The organism is Paenibacillus sp. J22FR83, from assembly GCF_059691955.1.
This window is the reverse complement of the sequence record NZ_JCAUAM010000004.1, coordinates 234,380-253,126: the sequence shown is the minus strand read 5'-3', so window position 1 is coordinate 253,126 and position 18,747 is coordinate 234,380. Positions and strand designations below refer to the sequence as shown.

16 protein-coding genes are annotated in these 18,747 nt (G+C 44.4%); 3 read left to right on the top strand and 13 right to left on the bottom strand.

Annotated elements, in window-relative coordinates:
- Positions 1 to 30 precede the first annotated feature (30 nt).
- Positions 31 to 1,020: a helix-turn-helix domain-containing protein gene (locus AC58PV_RS09680; RefSeq protein ID WP_497432047.1), complete on the top strand. Its 990-nt coding sequence runs from the start codon at positions 31 to 33 to the stop codon at positions 1,018 to 1,020.
- Between the two features lie 242 nt (positions 1,021 to 1,262).
- On the opposite strand, the gene AC58PV_RS09675 is transcribed toward AC58PV_RS09680, so the two are convergent.
- The 11 genes from AC58PV_RS09675 to AC58PV_RS09625 form a co-directional block, all read right to left on the bottom strand.
- Entirely contained in the window at positions 1,263 to 1,721 is a 459-nt protein-coding gene (locus tag AC58PV_RS09675) for an SRPBCC family protein (RefSeq protein ID WP_497432046.1), read from the bottom strand.
- A 130-nt stretch (positions 1,722 to 1,851) separates the two neighbouring features.
- Entirely contained in the window at positions 1,852 to 2,202 is a 351-nt protein-coding gene (locus AC58PV_RS09670; RefSeq protein ID WP_068667460.1) for a hypothetical protein, read from the bottom strand.
- Between the two features lie 327 nt (positions 2,203 to 2,529).
- Positions 2,530 to 2,793 (bottom strand): hypothetical protein, encoded by a 264-nt coding sequence (locus AC58PV_RS09665; RefSeq protein ID WP_497432045.1) that lies wholly within the window; start codon positions 2,791 to 2,793, stop codon positions 2,530 to 2,532.
- A gap of 104 nt (positions 2,794 to 2,897) precedes the next feature.
- Positions 2,898 to 4,523: a response regulator gene (locus AC58PV_RS09660; RefSeq protein WP_497432044.1), complete on the bottom strand. Its 1,626-nt coding sequence runs from the start codon at positions 4,521 to 4,523 to the stop codon at positions 2,898 to 2,900.
- Positions 4,516 to 6,360, bottom strand: coding sequence for a cache domain-containing sensor histidine kinase (locus AC58PV_RS09655; RefSeq protein ID WP_497432043.1), 1,845 nt, complete (start codon positions 6,358 to 6,360; stop codon positions 4,516 to 4,518). The genes AC58PV_RS09660 and AC58PV_RS09655 overlap by 8 nt, the downstream gene beginning before the upstream one ends.
- Positions 6,302 to 7,633, bottom strand: a complete 1,332-nt coding sequence (locus tag AC58PV_RS09650) for an ABC transporter substrate-binding protein (protein ID WP_497432042.1) — start codon at positions 7,631 to 7,633, stop codon at positions 6,302 to 6,304. The genes AC58PV_RS09655 and AC58PV_RS09650 overlap by 59 nt, the downstream gene beginning before the upstream one ends.
- 388 nt (positions 7,634 to 8,021) lie before the next feature.
- The gene (locus AC58PV_RS09645) at positions 8,022 to 9,068 is read right to left on the bottom strand and encodes a glycoside hydrolase family 43 protein (protein WP_497432041.1); all 1,047 of its coding nucleotides are present in this window, start codon (positions 9,066 to 9,068) and stop codon (positions 8,022 to 8,024) included.
- A 46-nt stretch (positions 9,069 to 9,114) separates the two neighbouring features.
- Positions 9,115 to 9,945: a carbohydrate ABC transporter permease gene (locus AC58PV_RS09640; protein ID WP_497432040.1), complete on the bottom strand. Its 831-nt coding sequence runs from the start codon at positions 9,943 to 9,945 to the stop codon at positions 9,115 to 9,117.
- 6 nt (positions 9,946 to 9,951) lie between these two features.
- Positions 9,952 to 10,848 (bottom strand): carbohydrate ABC transporter permease, encoded by an 897-nt coding sequence (locus AC58PV_RS09635; protein WP_497432039.1) that lies wholly within the window; start codon positions 10,846 to 10,848, stop codon positions 9,952 to 9,954.
- A 72-nt stretch (positions 10,849 to 10,920) separates the two neighbouring features.
- Entirely contained in the window at positions 10,921 to 12,249 is a 1,329-nt protein-coding gene (locus tag AC58PV_RS09630) for an ABC transporter substrate-binding protein (RefSeq protein WP_497432038.1), read from the bottom strand.
- A gap of 442 nt (positions 12,250 to 12,691) precedes the next feature.
- Positions 12,692 to 13,282, bottom strand: a complete 591-nt coding sequence (locus AC58PV_RS09625) for an ankyrin repeat domain-containing protein (protein WP_497432037.1) — start codon at positions 13,280 to 13,282, stop codon at positions 12,692 to 12,694.
- 182 nt (positions 13,283 to 13,464) lie between these two features.
- Between AC58PV_RS09625 and AC58PV_RS09620 the strand changes: the two genes are divergently transcribed.
- Both AC58PV_RS09620 and AC58PV_RS09615 read left to right on the top strand, forming a co-directional pair.
- Positions 13,465 to 15,213: an ABC transporter ATP-binding protein gene (locus tag AC58PV_RS09620; protein WP_497432036.1), complete on the top strand. Its 1,749-nt coding sequence runs from the start codon at positions 13,465 to 13,467 to the stop codon at positions 15,211 to 15,213.
- On the top strand, positions 15,197 to 17,050 hold the full coding sequence (locus AC58PV_RS09615) for an ABC transporter ATP-binding protein (protein ID WP_497432035.1): 1,854 nt from the start codon (positions 15,197 to 15,199) through the stop codon (positions 17,048 to 17,050). The genes AC58PV_RS09620 and AC58PV_RS09615 overlap by 17 nt, the downstream gene beginning before the upstream one ends.
- 357 nt (positions 17,051 to 17,407) lie before the next feature.
- Here the strand turns inward: AC58PV_RS09615 and AC58PV_RS09610 are convergent, their stop codons facing one another.
- Positions 17,408 to 17,917: a GNAT family N-acetyltransferase gene (locus AC58PV_RS09610; RefSeq protein WP_497432034.1), complete on the bottom strand. Its 510-nt coding sequence runs from the start codon at positions 17,915 to 17,917 to the stop codon at positions 17,408 to 17,410.
- A gap of 94 nt (positions 17,918 to 18,011) precedes the next feature.
- Complete coding sequence (locus AC58PV_RS09605) at positions 18,012 to 18,731, bottom strand: class I SAM-dependent methyltransferase (protein ID WP_497432033.1); 720 nt, start codon at positions 18,729 to 18,731, stop codon at positions 18,012 to 18,014.
- Positions 18,732 to 18,747 lie beyond the last annotated feature (16 nt).

Below are 18,747 nucleotides of genomic sequence, written 5' to 3'. Positions count from 1 at the left end.
CTTCAATCTACTTGAGAGGAGCCCTCATGCGTGCTGAATCCATCCATTTATACGCGGAGTAACCTATATCTCAACCAAAACCTGGTACAGTTGAAGGGTGCGACCGCCTCCATCTTCGTTCACTATTGGGGTGCGAAACCGCAGCATAAGGGCAATCGTCCACATACACACTCTTTTTTTGAAATTTGCTACGTCGTCGAGGGCGAAGGACATTACTTTCATGATGGCATCACCTATCCCTTGCGGCCAGGCACACTCTATTGCTCGAAACCCGAAAGCCGCCATTCTATCCAAAGCGATGACGGCATGCTGTTATTATTTTTTGCATTAGAACCTGTTTCTTCTGAGTCTAGTGATGCTTTTATGCAGGATTTTAGCCAGCTGTGCGCGTATCCTCATCTGTTTATTCCGAATGCCGAGAGAACAGCACCTATGCTTATCTGGCAAGCTCTGCTCATCCAAGCTTCGGAGACAGGCGACCGCTATAAAGAAACTATTGAGCAACTAGCCTATACGTTGGTTATCAGCTGCATCTCTCTGTTTCTGCAACATTGCCGGTCTGGTGATACATCTTCCGCTACTTATGACAGGGAGCTGCAAGGAACGCTTAAGAAGGTTAAAGCCTATATCCAGGACCATCTTTCTCATAAAATGTCACTGAGTGACGTAGCCCAGAGCCTGCATTTGTCCGAAAGACAGCTTTCCCGTCTGATCTCGGATGAATTGGGGCAAACCTTCCCGTCCATTGTGAAAACGGAAAGAATTAAACGGGCTGCCTATCTCCTAGGGTACACCGATATCCCCTTAAAACAAATTGCCGAGGATACTGGTTTTGAAAGCATCCACTACTTCACGCAAGTGTTTACCAGAGAAATAGGAACACCGCCGAGTCATTTCCGCAAAAACTGTCTCAACGCCGAAGCTGTCGATGCTTGGATTCATACTTATTTAGCGCAGGTTGCGACACGTTATCAAAAGAATCGGTTGGTGCCGGCGAATGAGGGGCGTATGTTAGAGTAGCACCCCCCCTCCAGCGTGTCATTTTGGTGAATAACTGGAAAATCTACAGCTAATCATGCGTTAATCGCTAACTTTTGGAGAATAACTGGAAAAACTCCAGCTAATTTCAACCAATTGCACGTTTATCGTGGAAAAGGTGAAAAATAACTGGAGTTTTTCCATCTAATTGGTAATATCAGCTATTTCATGAGAAATTAACTGTACTTTATACAGCTAGTCTCATCTGGTCTGGGGGCGTTGGGCTAGGTAATATGTGCGTAAGGTGCCTTGTCCCCAACAAGATTCAAGCGGATACCGTGTTCCAGATACGCTTTCAATCCGCATAAAACAATCGTAAACCCTTCCGTTGAATCAAGGGCTTGTTTGACTTTTTCATCAGCACTTCCACTGAAACCGGAGTCTGAAATAGTTACAAAAGTTTCATTAGCTCCTTGTTCAGTAAAAGTCCACTCGACCAAGGTGCCCCAATCTATCAAAATGCGCTTGTTTCGCTCGATTTCTTTGACATCGACCTCCGCGGTTGCCCCATACATAGCCCAATGCCATTGCACGTGAGATCCAGCCTCTAATCTGCCAGTTCCGTGTGTAAACCAGAATTCCGACGTAATATCAGGATCGATCAAAGCTTCATACACCTCTTGTACTGGTTTACGAATCAACATTTCAACTTTGACCACCGGATCTTGAAGAAGTTCAGTCATCTTCCATGCCTCCATGAATTACCTGTTTCCCACTATCATAGCACAGGATGATGCCCAACCAACAATAAAGCAGTTCCCACAGAAGCATTCTCCGTGAAAACTGCTTTATCACTCTACTTTATCTACCTACTTAAGCGAAATGATGGCCGCAGGACGAACAGAACTTAGTATCTGCCGCAACGACTTTGCCACATTTGCACTCTTTTTCATTCCGAACCTCGGCAATCTTCTGCTCAAGTTCACTAATCTCTTGATTGATTTGAGCGATACCTTGGCAATACTCCGACACGTTCGCTTCCACCTGTGTGTAATCCCCGGAAAGATAAGACGTGTACACCGATTCACCAATAATTTTGTAAATTTTATCTATTTCCCGCTCTTTCAATGAAACTTGTGTTTTGAATTTCGTTATCTCGACGGTTTGTTGTGCTTTTTTCGCGGCTTCAGACGCCCCTTGCTTGACTTTATCAAAAAATGACATGCCTTCCACTCCCCAGCCCTTATAGTTATTCACTTCTTATCGCATCATATGCGAAAATGTCAGAAAGTAATACCGTGTACTTGCTAATCTTGTAGGCACTTGCCATCGAGAATATGCTGCTCATAATTTGCAATTCTAAAGACGCGGGTTGTGGATTGTTTCGGTTCAGAAAAATGTGCTATATATCTTAAGTTCAATTATACTACTTTTTATAAAAATTCACAGGCTGTCCGCTTAAACCCACGAATACTGCTTCTGCGGCGCCCGAGATAGTCGATTATTTCGACTATCTCGTCGCTCTTCGCACTTGCACCACGCGCTACCTCCTTAATTCAAATCTTTCGCTTTATGTGGCTTACTATAATGGCTTACTCCGCCAGAGCCAACGAGAACCTTTCCGCCTCTATTGAAGATAATTAGTTTTCTTAACCCCGTGGTTAATAAAACGACGATCTTCGCGTTATTCTTTGTAGCTGTATACACAACATAACCACTGCTCGACACACTTGTTTTCCAATTGTTATCGAATTCTGATCGAGCAACGCGATTGGAATACACCTGATTTTCCAAATTGGCAGTTACTTTTTTCATCCTGCCTTATCCCCCTTCACATATTCTAGTTTTCCTATTATTTTATTCCATATAGCTAATTTGGATTGGATACTAGGGAAACAAACAGAAAAAACCGCTCAAGTTTACATCAACTTGAACGGTTCTGTTACCGCTATAGCCTTCCCCTCACGGAACTCGGAAGGGGTCCGATTCGTAATGGTTTTGAACACGCGATTGAAATGTCGAATATTCGTAAATCCGGTAGAATCCGAGATCACTTGAATCTTCTCATCGGAATGAAGCAGCAGTAACTTCGCCTTCTCAATCCGTTTCTCTGTCAGGAAATCTATGAAGGACTGGCCTTGCTTGCTTTTGAACAGGGAACTGAGATAAGACGGGCTGAGATAGACGATTTCGGCCATCGTATTTAATGTGATTGATTCCGCATAATGCTCCTCAACGTATCGAACGACAATTTCGACGGGGCTAGTTACCATCTTTTTCTGACGGTTTCCAATACAGATGGTGAGATCGCCAAGAAGCTTCTGACACCGCTCAATCAATTCTTTACTCGATGAATAGGAGTAAATCTCCACCAAGACCTGCTTCACATCCGTGTTCTGCAGCCATTGCTTCACAACGGCCAAGTTCACAGCCAACTCGTAGAAATGCAGCAGCATTTTGCAAATTTGTTGGTGGATGATCTCTGGATCCTTCCACTCCTTGCATAGCTTCGTCACGTAGAGACTAGCTTGTTGCTGCACATTTGCCAAGTCACCTTCTTGCACATATTGATTCAAGGAGTGCCAATCGGCCGCATGCCAATCCTGTTTCTCCATATTCATCTCAGCAACAATCTCGTTGGACAGCAAGCGATCACCGCCAATTACTAATCGATAGAGCAGTGCCAAACCTGCCTCTTTATATGATTTGGAAATAGATTCCAAGTCCTTGGCAGGACTGCCTAACCCGAAGGTAAGGGTGAAATTGGATTGCACCCGAATTTCCTTCCGAATCCGATTCGTCAGCTTTTCCATATCCCCATGGATCGACGCAACATGCTCGTAATTAATTAAAGCAACAACTTCCGTTTCATGATGAATACATACATAACCTTTGAAGCTCTCATCGAGACTTTCTTGTATAAATTGCTGAATATAGATCGAAAACAGGGATGGATTCAACTGATAATAACGCTCGTCTGTTACTGAATCCCGATCCAATTTGGCAATTAGACATGAGATATACGCATGTGGAAACTGAATACCTACATTCTCAAGCAATTCTGCCTCTCCGTGGTGAATACTTCCCGTCAGAAGACCCGCTAACACATGCTGGCGCATCCCATTCTGTACTTGTTGATCCATGCCCTGGGAGTGATTGGGTCTCTTTTCCGTTAACCATTCTTCCCGCAACTTTGCCAACAACGCATATAACTCTTCGCGCTGAAAAGGTTTCATTAAGTAATCCTTAGCACCCAAGCGTAAAGATTCGCGCGCATATTGAAAATCGTTATATCCGCTCATAACGACACAAGAAATATGCGGATAACGCTCCTTCACAATATATTGCAGTTGTATACCGTCGATTCGGGGCATCTTGATATCCGTAATGATTAAATCTGGCTGCAGTTCTTCCAGCTTTTCCAATGCTTCTGCACCATCCTTTGCCTCATCAACGACAGTCCAATCACTTTGCATATCTGTAATCATCAAACGAATCCCTTTGCGGAAAATCGTTTCATCGTCCACGATCATAATACTAGGCATCCAATTTCCTCCCTTCGTGCTGACTTTCAATAAGTGGTAGAGTTAAGGAAATCGTCGTTCCTTGCTGCAAGTTGCTCTCGATTGTTACACCATACTGATTCCCATATCGTAGGGCAATTCTGCGATGCACATTCATTAAACCGGTACCGCCTGTGCCCTCTTCGGTTGTTGTCATTTGAAACTTTCGATCAAGTAAGTTCTGTAAATGCACAGCACTCATGCCAGCGCCGTCATCTTGGATTTGGATCACCATATGATTATCTTGTTTCTTACCAATCAGACTGATGGTGCCGTAGCCATTTCCTTTATCAATACCATGCACGATCGCATTCTCAACAATTGGCTGTAAAATAAAGCGAATCACCGAATAGCTTAGCAATTCTGGCTCAATGCGGACATGGAACTGGATTTTATCCTCGAATCGAATTTGTTGAATCGCCATATACCCCGTCACATGCTCTAATTCCATATGGAGAGGAACTTGACTCTGTTGACTATTAATACTGTAGCGCAAAAGTTTACTAAGATGATTCGTCATTTTCACAACTTCTTTATTACCTTGAATCTCGGCATACATACTAATAGATCCTAACGTGTTATACAAAAAATGGGGATTAATTTGGCTCTGAAGTGCTGATATTTGGGCATTTTTCTCCCTGATCTCTGACTCATACAGTCGGTAGCCTAGATCACTGAGTTTCGAGACCATGATATTAAAAGATTGACTGAGCTGACCAATTTCATCACGACTATGAATCGGAATCGACACCGCCAGATCACCGACTACAACTTTTTTCATGAGATTTCTTAACTCGCTAATTGGATTCGTGATCCGAAGAGCAAATAAAGTGAAAATAATGATGGCTAACAGCAGACAAGCGGCACCAATACCGATAATATAATTCCTCACATAGATCGTATCTTGTAACAGAACCGCCAGCGGAACCATCTCGATCATCGTCCACCCCGTCAAAGGTGAGGTATAGTAGGAAACTAGCTCAGCATCGTTATCTTGTTTATAAACAACTGTTCCCATGCCTTTGAAATGCTTGATTTGCTCCGCATCGGGTCCATTGATTAGGCTCTTATAGATCATCGAACCTTCATTATCCACGATCATAATATTCTTCTTATCATTCGATATCGCTTCTATCTTATTACGAATAATATTCTTATCTACATCAAGCACGAGGTAAGCTAACACAGCACCTGTATCGACACTTCTTATTTTTCGGGCAAAAGAATACACTTGATTGGGCAAACCCATGCCTTGTTTATTAAACGTTCCGAGATATACCATTTTGCCCGTCTGCGAAACCTTGCTGTACCACACTTCATTCCGAGCATCACGAGGCATAAAGTTGGCTTGTTCTTCTGACATTGCGGAATACGCATTTCCACTTTTCGTACGAAACAGTGTTAGCCCCGAAATGTCCACACGTCCATTCGCAAATACGCGTTTCGCAAAATCCTCAATGGTTACGCGATCATTAAATGAGAGAGACGCATTCGACTGATCACCAACTTCCAAATACTTCATGATTTGTGGAGATTGGTATGGTAACAATGTCAACAAATTGAGTTCATTTAAGTACGTATCGATATTGGCGGTCAGTTCTTTCACCACATCCATCTGATATTTCCCTGTATTTTTCTGAATGGATGCCGAATAGCTTGTAAACGTTAAATAACTGGCTATGCCGAGTGGTACCGCTATAAAAACAGCACTTAACACGATCAACTTCATCGCGATTGGCAAATCTTTGATGAGCTGCAGCTTATTTCGCATTCGTATTTTGCTGGATTTGAAGATTCGCATTAATGATCGCTTGCGCATTTTGCAGCACCTCTTGTGGCGTGATTTGGCCCGCCATCATCTTCTCAAACTCACGCACAATCTCGTCGTTGATCGTACCTTGCCGTGGTTGATTCGGGAAATATTTCACATCATCAGCTGCACTGGCATAGTCCGGACGGTATTTCAGCTTTTGAAATTCCTCGGAAAGAACTGCTTTCTTCACAGCAGGTATGTGTCCTGCCTTCGCCCAGCTAGCACCATGTGCAGCTACCCAATTCGCGAATTTAAGCGCAGCGAGTTGCTTTTGTTTGTCTGGCTTTTCATGATACGGCAGCGAGAAGGTATGCGAATCTCCCCACGCCGCTGGATGATCGTAGATTTGTGGAATTTTGGTCACCCCGAAATGTAAATCCGTCGCTTGCTCGAACGTTCCTGTTCCCCATACTCCAGAAATTAACGTCGCTGCTGAACCTTTCACAAAGGTTTGAATCTGATCATTAATATTCGGTAAAATAAGTTTCTTCGTATATAACGAATTGACGAATTCCAATGATTTCAGCGCAGACGCATTGTCAATGGCAGCCGATTTGCCATCGTCGGTGTAGAATCTACCGCCATCCTGATTCATTTGATTATAGAAAGAATACCAAATCCAGAAGGAGTCGATTCGCACATTGGGTTCAGCTAATGGCGTCACATTCGATGGCACGCTAGCTCGGATTTTCTCCAAAAAGTCTAAGTACCCCGCTTCGCCGCTCGCAATAATTGGTTTTTCTTTCTCATCCAACAAGCCCGCGAGCCTCAGCCAATCCTTGTTATAGTACATGACTTCCAAGTGCGTATCGAGCGGGATTCCCAGATGTTTATTGTCAGCAACCGTACTTTGTAGAATTGTCGGGTTAAAATCATCCCAATGGACGCCAGCTTCGATCGCTAACGCATCTAGATCTGTCAGGAATCCAGCAGGCGCGTACTGCGAATACTTGGCCGAATGCACGATGGCGATATCCGGGGCCTCTTCGGTAACGATTGCTGTAGACAGCTTCGTATAGTAATCACCGGAGTTATTATTGATCTGCTCTATTTTCACGTGATCCTTATTCTCACTATTGTATTGCTGAATGAGCTCCGCCATAAACTGTCCATCTCCACCGCTGAATGGTGTCCAAAAAGTAATTCGCAGTTTACTCGCCATAGGCTCATCGAGCATCGGATCCGATTTCGAATCACAACCTAATGTACACGTGCTCAACAGGAGAAGAATACATAAAGCTTTGGCTGCTCCCTTACCTTGTCGTTGTCTATCGCTCACATGAATCCCCTCCTTGCCTTCGAACTATGCCTTCATTATACAAACTTAAGCAGAGGCAAGCCAATGACCTATTTCCGTAAGACATGGACATATTTTTGGATTTGTAGATGAAAAAGAAGCTGCGCGGCCGCGCAACGACTTTAGCGCCCGAAAAGGGCGCTATCTCTTTGCTGGCTCAGCTATTCGCGGCCGCGCAACGACTTTAGCGCCCGAAAAGGGCGCTATCTCTTCGCCGGCGCGGCTATTCGCAGCCGCACAACGACTTTAGCGCCCAAAAAGGGCGCTATCTCTTCGCCGGCGCGGCTATTCGCAGCCGTGCAACGACTTTAGCGCCCGAAAAGGGCGCTATCTCTTTACTTCCGCAGCCGCTCACTCCCTGCCTCCCCGATTACTCGCCGCCAGGAACCGCGATCGGCACGCCTTCCGCAATCGGGGTGCCGAAATTCGGCGTCCCATCCTTGTTCCACTGGAATGACTGCATGCGCACGTTGCGATTCCAGCCGGAGCCTTGGGTTTTGGCGGCGTGGTACACGATCCAGTCCTCTTTGCCGTCCACTGACTTGGTAAACGAGTTATGACCAGGGCCAAAAACTTGATCCGTCTTCGAGAACACCGCCTTCTCACCCTTCTTCCAAGAAGTCGGATTCAGCACATCACTGCTCATATCCGTGCTTAGGATGCCAAGACAATAGTCGTCCGTCCAGCTGCCGCTTGCCGAGTAAATCACATGAATACGATCTTCATGCAGCAAGACCTGCGGCCCTTCATTGATCGTAGGATTACCAACCAGCTCCCAATCGTACGTTGGACGTGAGATTTCAACAGGCTTCCCACTAATCGTATATGGATTACTCATAGGTGCAATGTAGAGATGCTGGCTAACATTAACAGCACCCTCCCATCCTGACCAGATGAAATAGAGCGATCCATCCTTCTTCTGCAGCGTAGTCCCGTCAATCGCCCAGCGGCCAGCTGTGTCCATCATCCCTTTATCGACATAAGCACCTTGCGGATCATCCGTCACGGATTCTAGCACGAACATACGATGGTTTTCATTCTGGCCGTCATCGGCGGCATAGTAGATGTACCATTTTCCAGCAATAAAATGTAACTCTGGTGCCCAAATATTAGACGTATTCGCACCCGTTACTGGCGGAAACCAGACGTCTTTATACTCAGCCTCCCCTAACCCCGTCAGTGTCTTGGACTTCCACACGCGGATAGAATTTCCCGTTGTATGCGTATAGTAGTAGGTACCATCTTTGGTCGTAACCCAGGGATCTGCCCCATTATCTATAATCGGATTGGTAAATGTTTTAGCTTCTTTTGTCGACGAAATAACGTTATTCGTTTCCTTCATTTGTATCTCTTCCGCTCCCTTCGTACATCCAGCTAACAGTACCAAACTTAAACAAGTCACATGAAATTTCCACATCAAAAGCTTCACCACTACGTATTCACCTCGCATCGCCTCTCTACCTCTATTGCTTAACCCCAGTTGCTGTAATGGATTGAATAAACTGTCTTTGTCCAATGAGGAAAATAATCAGTGTCGGGATTGTTGATAGCGTTGCAAGCGCCATTAATTTACCATACGATTGTGTGAAACTTCCTGTAGCCATAACCGCCACACCAGCCGTTAACGTTCTCATCTCAAGATCAGTCACCGTAAAGAATGGCCATACATAATCATTGAATACACCCATAAAAGTGAAAATAGCCAATGTCGTAACGATAGAAACCGAAGATGGCATCAAAACTGACGTGAATACTTGCCATTTATTCGCCCCATCCATGCGCGCAGCTTCAATAATTTCATTTGGGAATGACTGGAAAAACTGAATTAACATAAACACACCAAGCGCCCCACCTGAGTATGGCAAAATAAGTACATAATACGTATTAATCAGATTGAAATTACTGAAATTCAAATATTGAGGTAAGAAAGAGATAATGCCTGGCACCATCATCGATCCAACGAATAGGGCAAATAGTGTTCTTTTAAAAGGAATATCTAACTTCGCCAACGCATAAGCAGCCATCGAATCCAAGATTATGACCAGGAATGTCGCAGCGAAACCTACGAAGAAGGAGTTGAACATCCAACGGAAAATGGGAACCTCCACTGCTCCACCAACAAAAATGGTATGGAAATTGTCCCACGTGAATTCTTGCGGAAACAAATGAAATACCGGTGACATGACTTCTATATCGGTCTTGAAGGAATTGGAAAACATCCATAAGATCGGCATTATGAAAATAATTCCTAGTACGGTAGCAAGCAGCACATAAAAGATTTTCAGTGATTTCAACGTCCTCTACTCCTTCCTGCTGGTGATTTTGAATTGAATAACAGACACAATCATGATCGTTAGACCCATCAGAATCGCCATGGCTGAAGCTGATCCGATTTCTCTAGCTGTGTAGGCCGTTTGCAAAATCCCCATCAGTAATACCTTCGTTTCATCCCCTGCATTACTCATCAGATTGGGCTGAGCGAAGACGTTATATGAAGCAATCGTTGAGGTAATCAGTACAAAAATAAATATAGGTCTAATGAACGGAAGTGTAATACTCTTCAGTCGATCCCAACCATTTGCTCCATCGATTTTGGCTGCTTCATACAGATCCACAGGCACACCATTGAGTGCATTGACGAAAATGATCATATTGAATCCAATCGTCCACCATAGCGTAGCGATAACCAGCGCGAACCACACGAAAGGTGTATCTAACAGCCAGGGAACTGGATCAAACTCACGAATGCCTACTTTGGCAAGGAGTAAATTAAAGAATCCGCCTGTAACGTCGAACATCCGCTTCCAAATTACGGCCATGACTGTTGCAGAAACCGCATAGGGAATGAAATAGATCGAACGGAACAGGGATCTCAATTTATCTGGAAGTGCATTCAACAACAAGGCAAATCCAAGTCCCACGATGACTAAAAAAGGAACCGAAAAAACGACGAATTTCAGTGTAGCTTTCATTCCGATGAAAAATAAATCATTCTCTTGGGTTCCACTCGTGAATATTTTGCTGTAATTGTCGAACCCCACGAACGGATGCACGGGGTCTAACAAATTGTACTGCTTCAAACTAATGATGAACCCATAAATAATGGGAATCAGCGTAAAAGCTAAGAATGCAAGGAGATAAGGCAATATGAATAAGCTTGATGTCAGCTTTGATTTCCAATGTGATGGGGTAGGCAAATGATTTCCTCCTCTTCTTTAAAAGGGAAGACGGGTACAGGGTACCCGCCTCTCCACGTTGATGTGCTATGATTACTTCTTCATGGCTGCAGTTGATTTGGCTGCTGCATCATCTAGCGCAGCTTTTGGATCTTTTTTACCTTGAAGGGCATTCGCAAGCTCGCTCCAAATACTGTCGGAAATCGGGCCCCAATTTAATACTTTTGGTGCAAATTTCACATAATCGAATTCTTTCGCTACTTCGGTTTGTTGTTGTGTCATCGCTTGGAAAGCTGCGCTATCACGTACGACTTTGGAAGCTACTGCTTGACCGGACTCAGCCCAATCAATGGAATTGGCATTCACATATTTCAAGAAATCACCAACACCTGCAAGAACTGCAGCATCTGTTGTTCCTTTAGGAATAACGAAGTTATGGGACCCGCCAAACACCGCTTGTTTCACAGTACCTAATTGCGGAACAGGAGCTACACCATAATTAATTTTCGCTTTATCGAAGGCATCCTTCGACCATGGACCATTGAAGTGCATCGCGCTTTTTCCTTGTTGGAACAAGTTGAAATCGCCATCTGCTGCTACCGTTGGAGGTGAAACTTTCATTGTTGTTAAACTTCTCATGAAAGTAACCGCTTCTACACCCGCTGGTGAGTTGTAGGCAATGTTGCCTTTATCGTCTAAGAAATCGCCGCCATTCTGAAACAATACCGTCGGGAACAAGAAATTCTGGATCCAGAAGGTCGGCATTGCCGCTCCCCAAATCCCTTTGGAAGCATCGGTTAACTTCACTGCTGCATCAACGAACTCTTGACGGTTCGTAGGCACTTTCGTAATTCCAGCCGCTTTAAACAAATCTTTGTTGTAATACATCACTAATGGATGGATATCAAGCGGAATGCTGTACCAGTTATTGTCCTTCGTCGAGTATTCCACTGTTGCAGGAGGAAAGTTGCTTTTCTCAACGCCAACAGCTTTGGCAATGGCATCTAGCGGTTGCAGCTGATCCTTTGCAATGTATGTAGGTGTTTGGTCAAGATGCATGATCGCAACATCCGGTACACCTTTTTTCGTAGCAATTGCCGTATCAAGCAACTTATAGTAGTCACCATTCGGTTGAATGGTCATTTTCACTGTATATTTATCTTGCGATTTATTATAGTTATCCACGATTTTCTTCATAAAAGGACCATCGTTGCCTGAGAAAGGATTCCAGAAGTTCACAGTTACTTTCTCTCCGCTTTTCGCTGGCTCTGGTGCTTTCGTCGCCGCTGCCGCCTGTGTTGCCGCAGGGGAAACCGCTGCTGGAGACGTTTCTGCTGTTTTCGAAGACGAACATCCTGCCAGAACCAAAGCCATCGATAAACCTGCTGCACCCATCATCTGTAAATTTCTCATTTTTCTCATCGTCGTTAACTCCCTTCAATTTTAAACACATAATTTGTACTTGCTTATCCAGCTGAATTTGTGTCAAAATTGTAGTGAGTTGTGAATTTCGGGCAGAAATTCATTCTCACTACCGAGAGCGATTCTAAGGAGTTCCCACGCCAATGGACCTTAGATCGCTCTTTCCTTTGCTTGCCATCCCCGTACCTGTATCTTTAGGTTTCTCCACTTGCCAATTCGAATGCTGCGCCCCTCCTTCATTCCTTGCCTTAACCACAATTTAACTATAAGGTTTTCTAGAAAACGTTGCCATGACGATATTCATGAACCATTGGACATATTTTCAGATATGTGTATGCAAAGTAATCTGCACAAAAAAAACAGCATCACCCATGGACGAGAAAATAACGTCCTAGACTGCTGCTGTTTTATCAAGCCCAGTAGTTCCTATTGATCTCTATCATTACGCTCCTGCATCCTTCAATATTTGTACAATTTCTCTAAAGTTATTTCTATTAGCATGTTGCAGCGGCGTAACACCATCTCGATCGGCGATATGTACGTTCGCGCCATGGTCAATAAGCAGCCTGGCAATTTGCTGATGTTTGAGTCCACCATTGCTCAAAATGGTCACTTCAAGCAATGCAGTCCAACCCAGGTTGTTAATGTGGTTGACTTCCACATCTGTCGTTGATAGCAGCACGCTTACATTTTCAACATGACCTTTTTCTGCAGCAGGTATGAGCGCATTTCCTCCGAAACGATTCGTCAACTTCGTATCGGCCCCAGCATCTATAAGCAGCTTCAATATTTCAAGACGTCCTTCAGCTCCTGCATAAAGAAAAGGATTATCCTGCTTATCGTCTTTCAGGTTGATATCTGCTCCAGCTTCAATCAAAATCTGTACGATTACAGGATTATTAGCATGCGTTGCCGCCATGATAGCCGTCCTGCCTCTATGATCTCGCTCATTCAAGTTGACCCCTGTTTCTAGTAGTTGTAATAATCCTTCGGTATCTCCCTGCTCAGCGGCAGCAATCAATGCTTGACTCATGATAGTCCCAACCTTTCCATTTTCACCTTATATGCACATAATATTTACCGCATTATACCATTCATTCACCTGAATGATCTATGGATTGTTTGCATCCTTTTATTGCACGTGAAATGGCATCCGTTATAAAATGGCTATTAACTAAGAATGATTATGGACTGCGGGAAGAGGAGTGAGACCCAATGGTTTTTATGAAGAAATATGTCAGGAGACACTGGAAACTATTTCTAGTTGCTGTGTTTTTCGTCATGCTGGAAGCGCTTGCGGATTTGCTGCAACCAACGATCATGTCCCACATACTAGACATTGGCGTTGCTGAGAAACGACTTGATTACGTGCTGCGCATGGGCGGGTTAATGCTTCTGATTACAGCATTCGGTGCAGTCGCGGCTTCGATTCGGAATATTGTTGCCAGTCGTGTATCGCAGAAATTCGGCACAGAGCTTAGAGCCGATTTATTCGAAAAAATACAATCCCTTTCGTTTACCAATATCGAACGATTTGAACGTGCCTCACTCATTACACGACTTACGAACGATGTAACTCAGGTGCAGAATTTTGTGAATGGTCTCATGCGTATCTTTGTTAAAGCACCTCTCTTATGTATAGGTAGTCTCATTATGGCAGTAAGACTTAACATGCATCTCGCCGTGGTGTTACTTATTGTAGTTCCCATTGTCGGTGTGCTTGTGGCATTAAATTTGAAAGTCGGTTTTGCCAGGTATGTGAATGTGCAGAGAGCGCTCGATAATGTCAACCGGGTTATTCGAGAGTATTTGTCCGGCATACGTGTCGTCAAAGCATTTAATCGATTTGATCATGAAGCCGAGAAGTTTCACAAGGCTAATATAGACTATCAGGATAAGTCCATCCAGGTAACACGACTGCTTGCAATCTTTAATCCCTCGATTCTACTGACTGTCAATTTCGGTATCGTTGCTGTGCTATGGTTAGGCGCTTGGCGGGTTAACCAGCATGGGATGCAAGTTGGCCATATCGTCGCTTTCGTTAACTATATGACGCAAATATTGTTTGCCCTGCTGACGATTTCGATGGTATTCAATATGTTCGTTCGAGCCAAAGCTTCAGCTACACGGATCGGTGAAGTTTTCAATGAGATCAATGAAATGACTTGGAACGATGCTTCCCGCTTACGAATTCAACACCCCAGAGGCCGAATCGAATTTGCAGATGTATCATTTGCTTATGACGGTGGGGTTGGTAAACCGATTTTGAAAGATATTAACTTAACCTGTCTTCCGGGAGAAACGGTTGGCATTATCGGTTCCACGGGGTCTGGCAAAAGCAGCCTTGTGAGTCTCATTCCCCGCTTCTATGATGCGAGCTCTGGCTCAATTCATGTGGATGGTGTAGATATACGCGAGTTGGATCCTTCCAAGCTGCGTAATCACATTGCCATCGTTCCCCAGAACACGATTCTGTTCAGTGGAACGATTGCCGAGAATTTGCGTTGGGGTCATGAGCAAGCAACACGTGAAGAGATTGAGCAAGCCGCGATCATGGCGGAAGCACATGGCTTCGTAGCTGCATTCCCCGAAGGCTATGAAACGAAGCTGGGGCAAAGGGGCGTGAACTTGTCCGGGGGACAGAAACAGCGGCTATCCATCGCACGCGCACTCATTCGTAAACCCGACATTCTCATTCTCGACGATTGTACGAGCGCCTTAGACACGGCTACAGAGGCGAAAATCAAACAATCACTCAAGGCATTTGCCTCTGGTGTGACATGCCTGATCATTGCGCAGCGTATTACTTCGGTCATGGATGCAGACAAAATCGTCGTTATGGACGATGGTGAAGTCGTTGGCGTCGGTACACATGAGGAGTTATTGACTAGTTGCTCTATCTATATAGAGATTTGTCAATCCCAATTCGGAAAGGAGATCCCACATCATGTCAAATCCGAATGAAAGTTCTCGTCAACAACCGCCTGACGTTCCGATGATTACTGGACCTATAGCCCGTGGTGGAGGGCGTGCTCCTAAGGTGAAACCCAAAGATTTTAGAAATACTTTACGCCGCCTCTGGTCCTATATGGGAACAGAACGCAAGTGGTTGACAATCGTCTTTCTGTTTATACTAGCAGACGCTGCCTTAACTTTAGTTGGCCCTTATCTAATAGGAGTCGCCGTTGATGCCATGGCTGGCGGCCAAGTTGATTATAACGTACTCGATGTGGTATTGATTGTTCTGTTAGCAGCTTATATTGCAGACGGCGGACTTACCTTTATGCAGAGCTGGGTCATGGCAGGACTCGCACAACGCGTCGTACGGAGACTGCGGCAAACAATGTTTGCGAAGCTGCACAAGCTGCCCCTTGCATATTTCGACGGTCGCACGCATGGTGATGTGATGAGCCGACTATCCAATGATATTGATAATGTAAGCAACTCCATCTCTCAAGCAACAACTCAGTTGATGACGGGATCGATTGCTATCGTTGGATCTTTCATCATGATGCTCATTTTAAGTCCCACCTTAACGTTAGCAACGCTCATTACGGTTCCGCTCGTTTTTTTGCTAGCCAAAACAATTACCAAACGTACCAGCGTGCTATTCAAAGAGCAACAGGCACAGCTTGGTAAACTAAACGGCCATATTGAAGAAACAATTTCTGGCCTTCTCGTTGTTAAAGCTTTTAATCGTGAGCACAAAGCGATCCAAGAGTTCAATACGGTAAACGGTCGATTGTATGAGGTTGGGCTAAAAGCGCAAATTTGGTCCGGGTTTCTGATGCCCATCCTTGGTGTAATCAACAACATCGGCTTCTCTTCCGTAGCAATCGTTGGTGGCATTTTGGCCGTCAAAGGACATATCACCGTCGGTGTCATTGCGAGTTTCCTTAGCTATTCACGTCAATTCGTGAGGCCACTGAATGAGATTGCGAACACTTATAATGTGCTGCAATCTGGTGTAGCAGGCGCAGAGCGTGCTTTTGAAGTGTTGGATGAAGCGGAGGAAACCGAGGATGAACCAGGAGCCGTTGATCTGCTTAAACCGATTGGACACGTTGCTTTTCAAAATGTGACTTTCGGCTATCAGAAGGATAGACCGATTATCCAAGATGTCAGTTTCGAGACAGCTGCGGGCAGCAGCTTGGCGCTCGTCGGACCAACAGGTGCCGGCAAAACGACAATTGTAAATCTCGTTACACGATTCTATGATGCGACTAGTGGTACCATTTTAATTGATGGACGAGATATTAAGACGTATACGCGCAGTTCTCTTCGCCGAAGTTTCGGCATCGTGCTACAGGACACCTATTTATTCTCCGGTTCGATTAAGGAGAACATTAAATACGGCAACCCAGATGCAACTGACAGTGATGTGATCGCAGCGGCTAAGCTAGCCAATGCCGACACCTTTATTAGTCGGTTACCACAGCGCTACGATACGCTGCTCTCGGAGAACGGCGGCAATTTAAGTCAAGGCCAACGACAGTTGTTGGCGATCGCTCGAGTTATTTTAGCCGATCCTTCTATTCTCATCCTCGATGAGGCAACGAGCAGCATTGATACCCGGACAGAACTTCATATTCAGGAAGCGCTACTCTCTATCATGAAGGGCCGTACAAGCTTCATCATTGCTCACCGTTTGAATACGATCCGAAATGCCGATACAATCATGGTTATTGATCAAGGGAAAATCGCCGAACAGGGAAATCACAACGCATTAATGAGCCAAAAAGGAACCTATTCTCGTATGTTTTCTAATCAGTTCGTGCAAGCTAGTCATACGTCCGAATAATAACGACAAAAGAGGCTGTCTCAAAAGTCGATGTAGACTTGTTGAAACGCCTCTTTATTCGTTATTGACCTATAAATAATAAAACGACTACCCGTAAGTAATTTCACTGGAATTTCTCCATCTATTTGGAACGGATTTACCGAATTCGGATGATTAACTGTATTTCATGTAGTTAAATTCCTTCAATTGTATCGATTTTTCATATTTCATAGAATTTACCTGTAGTTTTTCCATCTAATCACGAAAATACCTCAAATTCGAGCATATTAGCTGTAGTTTTTACATCTAAATGAGATGCGGCAGTGGGACGGCCCCTTTGTTGATTGGACCACATCGATTGAAATCATCGCCTTACTCCTACTCATTCAGTCTCCTCACCATCAAATCCTCATCATAATACTGACCATTGTATTTCAATGCGTTTCGCTCCACACCATAAACGATGAATCCAAGCGATTCGTATAGTTTCTTCGCAACTTCATTCGTAGACATGACAGCTAGATTAATTTGCTCAACACCATCGATTTCAGTGACTCTCCGAATAAGTTCACTCAGAAGCTTTTTCCCTAACCCTTGACCACGCCCATCCTGAGCCACATACATGGCATACACATTGCCTTTATGAGCTGTCTTCAGACTACACTCCCTTACAAACGAGACCGATCCGATCAGCACACCACTTTCATCCACTGCGCCAAGTACAAACGTATCCTTCTTGGGTCTAATACGCTCAGCTACCATATCCAACGTAAAATGAACTTCCCGCTCATACGTTGATCCAAATGCTTCTGGATTGTTCTGCAGCGCACTTAATCTTAATTCTTGATAGATCTTTGCATCTTGTTCATCCAGAACACGAATATTCAACGGCTTCTCCTCCAAATAAGGTCATGTTATTCTGTAAAATGTCAGCGTACTCCCGCCGGATCGGTTAGATGAATGGCACCCGGGTTTACACATCTCATTCGATGTCCTCGCTATGACTTCCTGCATGACCCATCCAACCCCCGAATAGTCCTGTTACAAAAAATTTCGTAATATGCGTAAAGCCGGATTCTTGCAATAATCCTTCGATTTGCTCCTCAGGCATGAAGGATATTTTCATAATCCCTGTGTTCACCATCTCGTTGACCGTGGAAGGCGATCTCCCCGCATCCAACCAGAAGCTTCTCCAGACATGCAATCTATCCTTAAGTTCAGAGCTCTCGCGATCTCCGTACGCAGTTACAAGTACAAATGGAGCTCCTGGCTTTAACCGCGCATGAATTCCCTTGAGCAGCTCCAGCTTTTCTTGGACATTGTCGATGAAATGTAGAACCAAAATGCAGCTTGCGGCATCGAATACCGCTTCAGCTTCTGGCACATCATGTATCGTTCCATGAATGAGATTCACCCGATTAGACAAATCCAGTTGATTTGTTTTATATTTGGCAATCTTCAGCATGTCTTCAGAAATATCTACGCCTGTGAAAGTCCATGCAGGATTAGTGGGTCCCCATGCGGTAAGTTCATTTCCCCCACCTGCTCCGATAACCAATACCGAAGCCCCTTCACCACTTATTTCTGCTCGAAAATAAGATTGTACCATCCCAAATAACGCGTCATATGAGGGTATCGAAATTCGAGCGTTGATTTCATAATGATGAGCCATGTCTGAATTATGAGTATAGTTATCGTTCATATAAGGTAATCTCCAT

Excerpts from the sequence above, each read along its gene's own strand:
- AC58PV_RS09675 (WP_497432046.1), bottom strand. The coding sequence starts at position 1,721 with ATGACTGAACTTCTTCAAGATCCGGTGGTCAAAGTTGAAATGTTGATT.
- AC58PV_RS09670 (WP_068667460.1), bottom strand. The coding sequence starts at position 2,202 with ATGTCATTTTTTGATAAAGTCAAGCAAGGGGCGTCTGAAGCCGCGAAA.
- AC58PV_RS09665 (WP_497432045.1), bottom strand. The coding sequence starts at position 2,793 with ATGAAAAAAGTAACTGCCAATTTGGAAAATCAGGTGTATTCCAATCGC.
- AC58PV_RS09660 (WP_497432044.1), bottom strand. The coding sequence starts at position 4,523 with ATGCCTAGTATTATGATCGTGGACGATGAAACGATTTTCCGCAAAGGG.
- AC58PV_RS09655 (WP_497432043.1), bottom strand. The coding sequence starts at position 6,360 with ATGCGCAAGCGATCATTAATGCGAATCTTCAAATCCAGCAAAATACGA.
- AC58PV_RS09645 (WP_497432041.1), bottom strand. The coding sequence starts at position 9,068 with ATGTGGAAATTTCATGTGACTTGTTTAAGTTTGGTACTGTTAGCTGGA.
- AC58PV_RS09630 (WP_497432038.1), bottom strand. The coding sequence starts at position 12,249 with ATGAGAAAAATGAGAAATTTACAGATGATGGGTGCAGCAGGTTTATCG.
- AC58PV_RS09625 (WP_497432037.1), bottom strand. The coding sequence starts at position 13,282 with ATGAGTCAAGCATTGATTGCTGCCGCTGAGCAGGGAGATACCGAAGGA.
- AC58PV_RS09620 (WP_497432036.1), top strand. The coding sequence starts at position 13,465 with ATGGTTTTTATGAAGAAATATGTCAGGAGACACTGGAAACTATTTCTA.
- AC58PV_RS09615 (WP_497432035.1), top strand. The coding sequence starts at position 15,197 with ATGTCAAATCCGAATGAAAGTTCTCGTCAACAACCGCCTGACGTTCCG.
- AC58PV_RS09605 (WP_497432033.1), bottom strand. The coding sequence starts at position 18,731 with ATGAACGATAACTATACTCATAATTCAGACATGGCTCATCATTATGAA.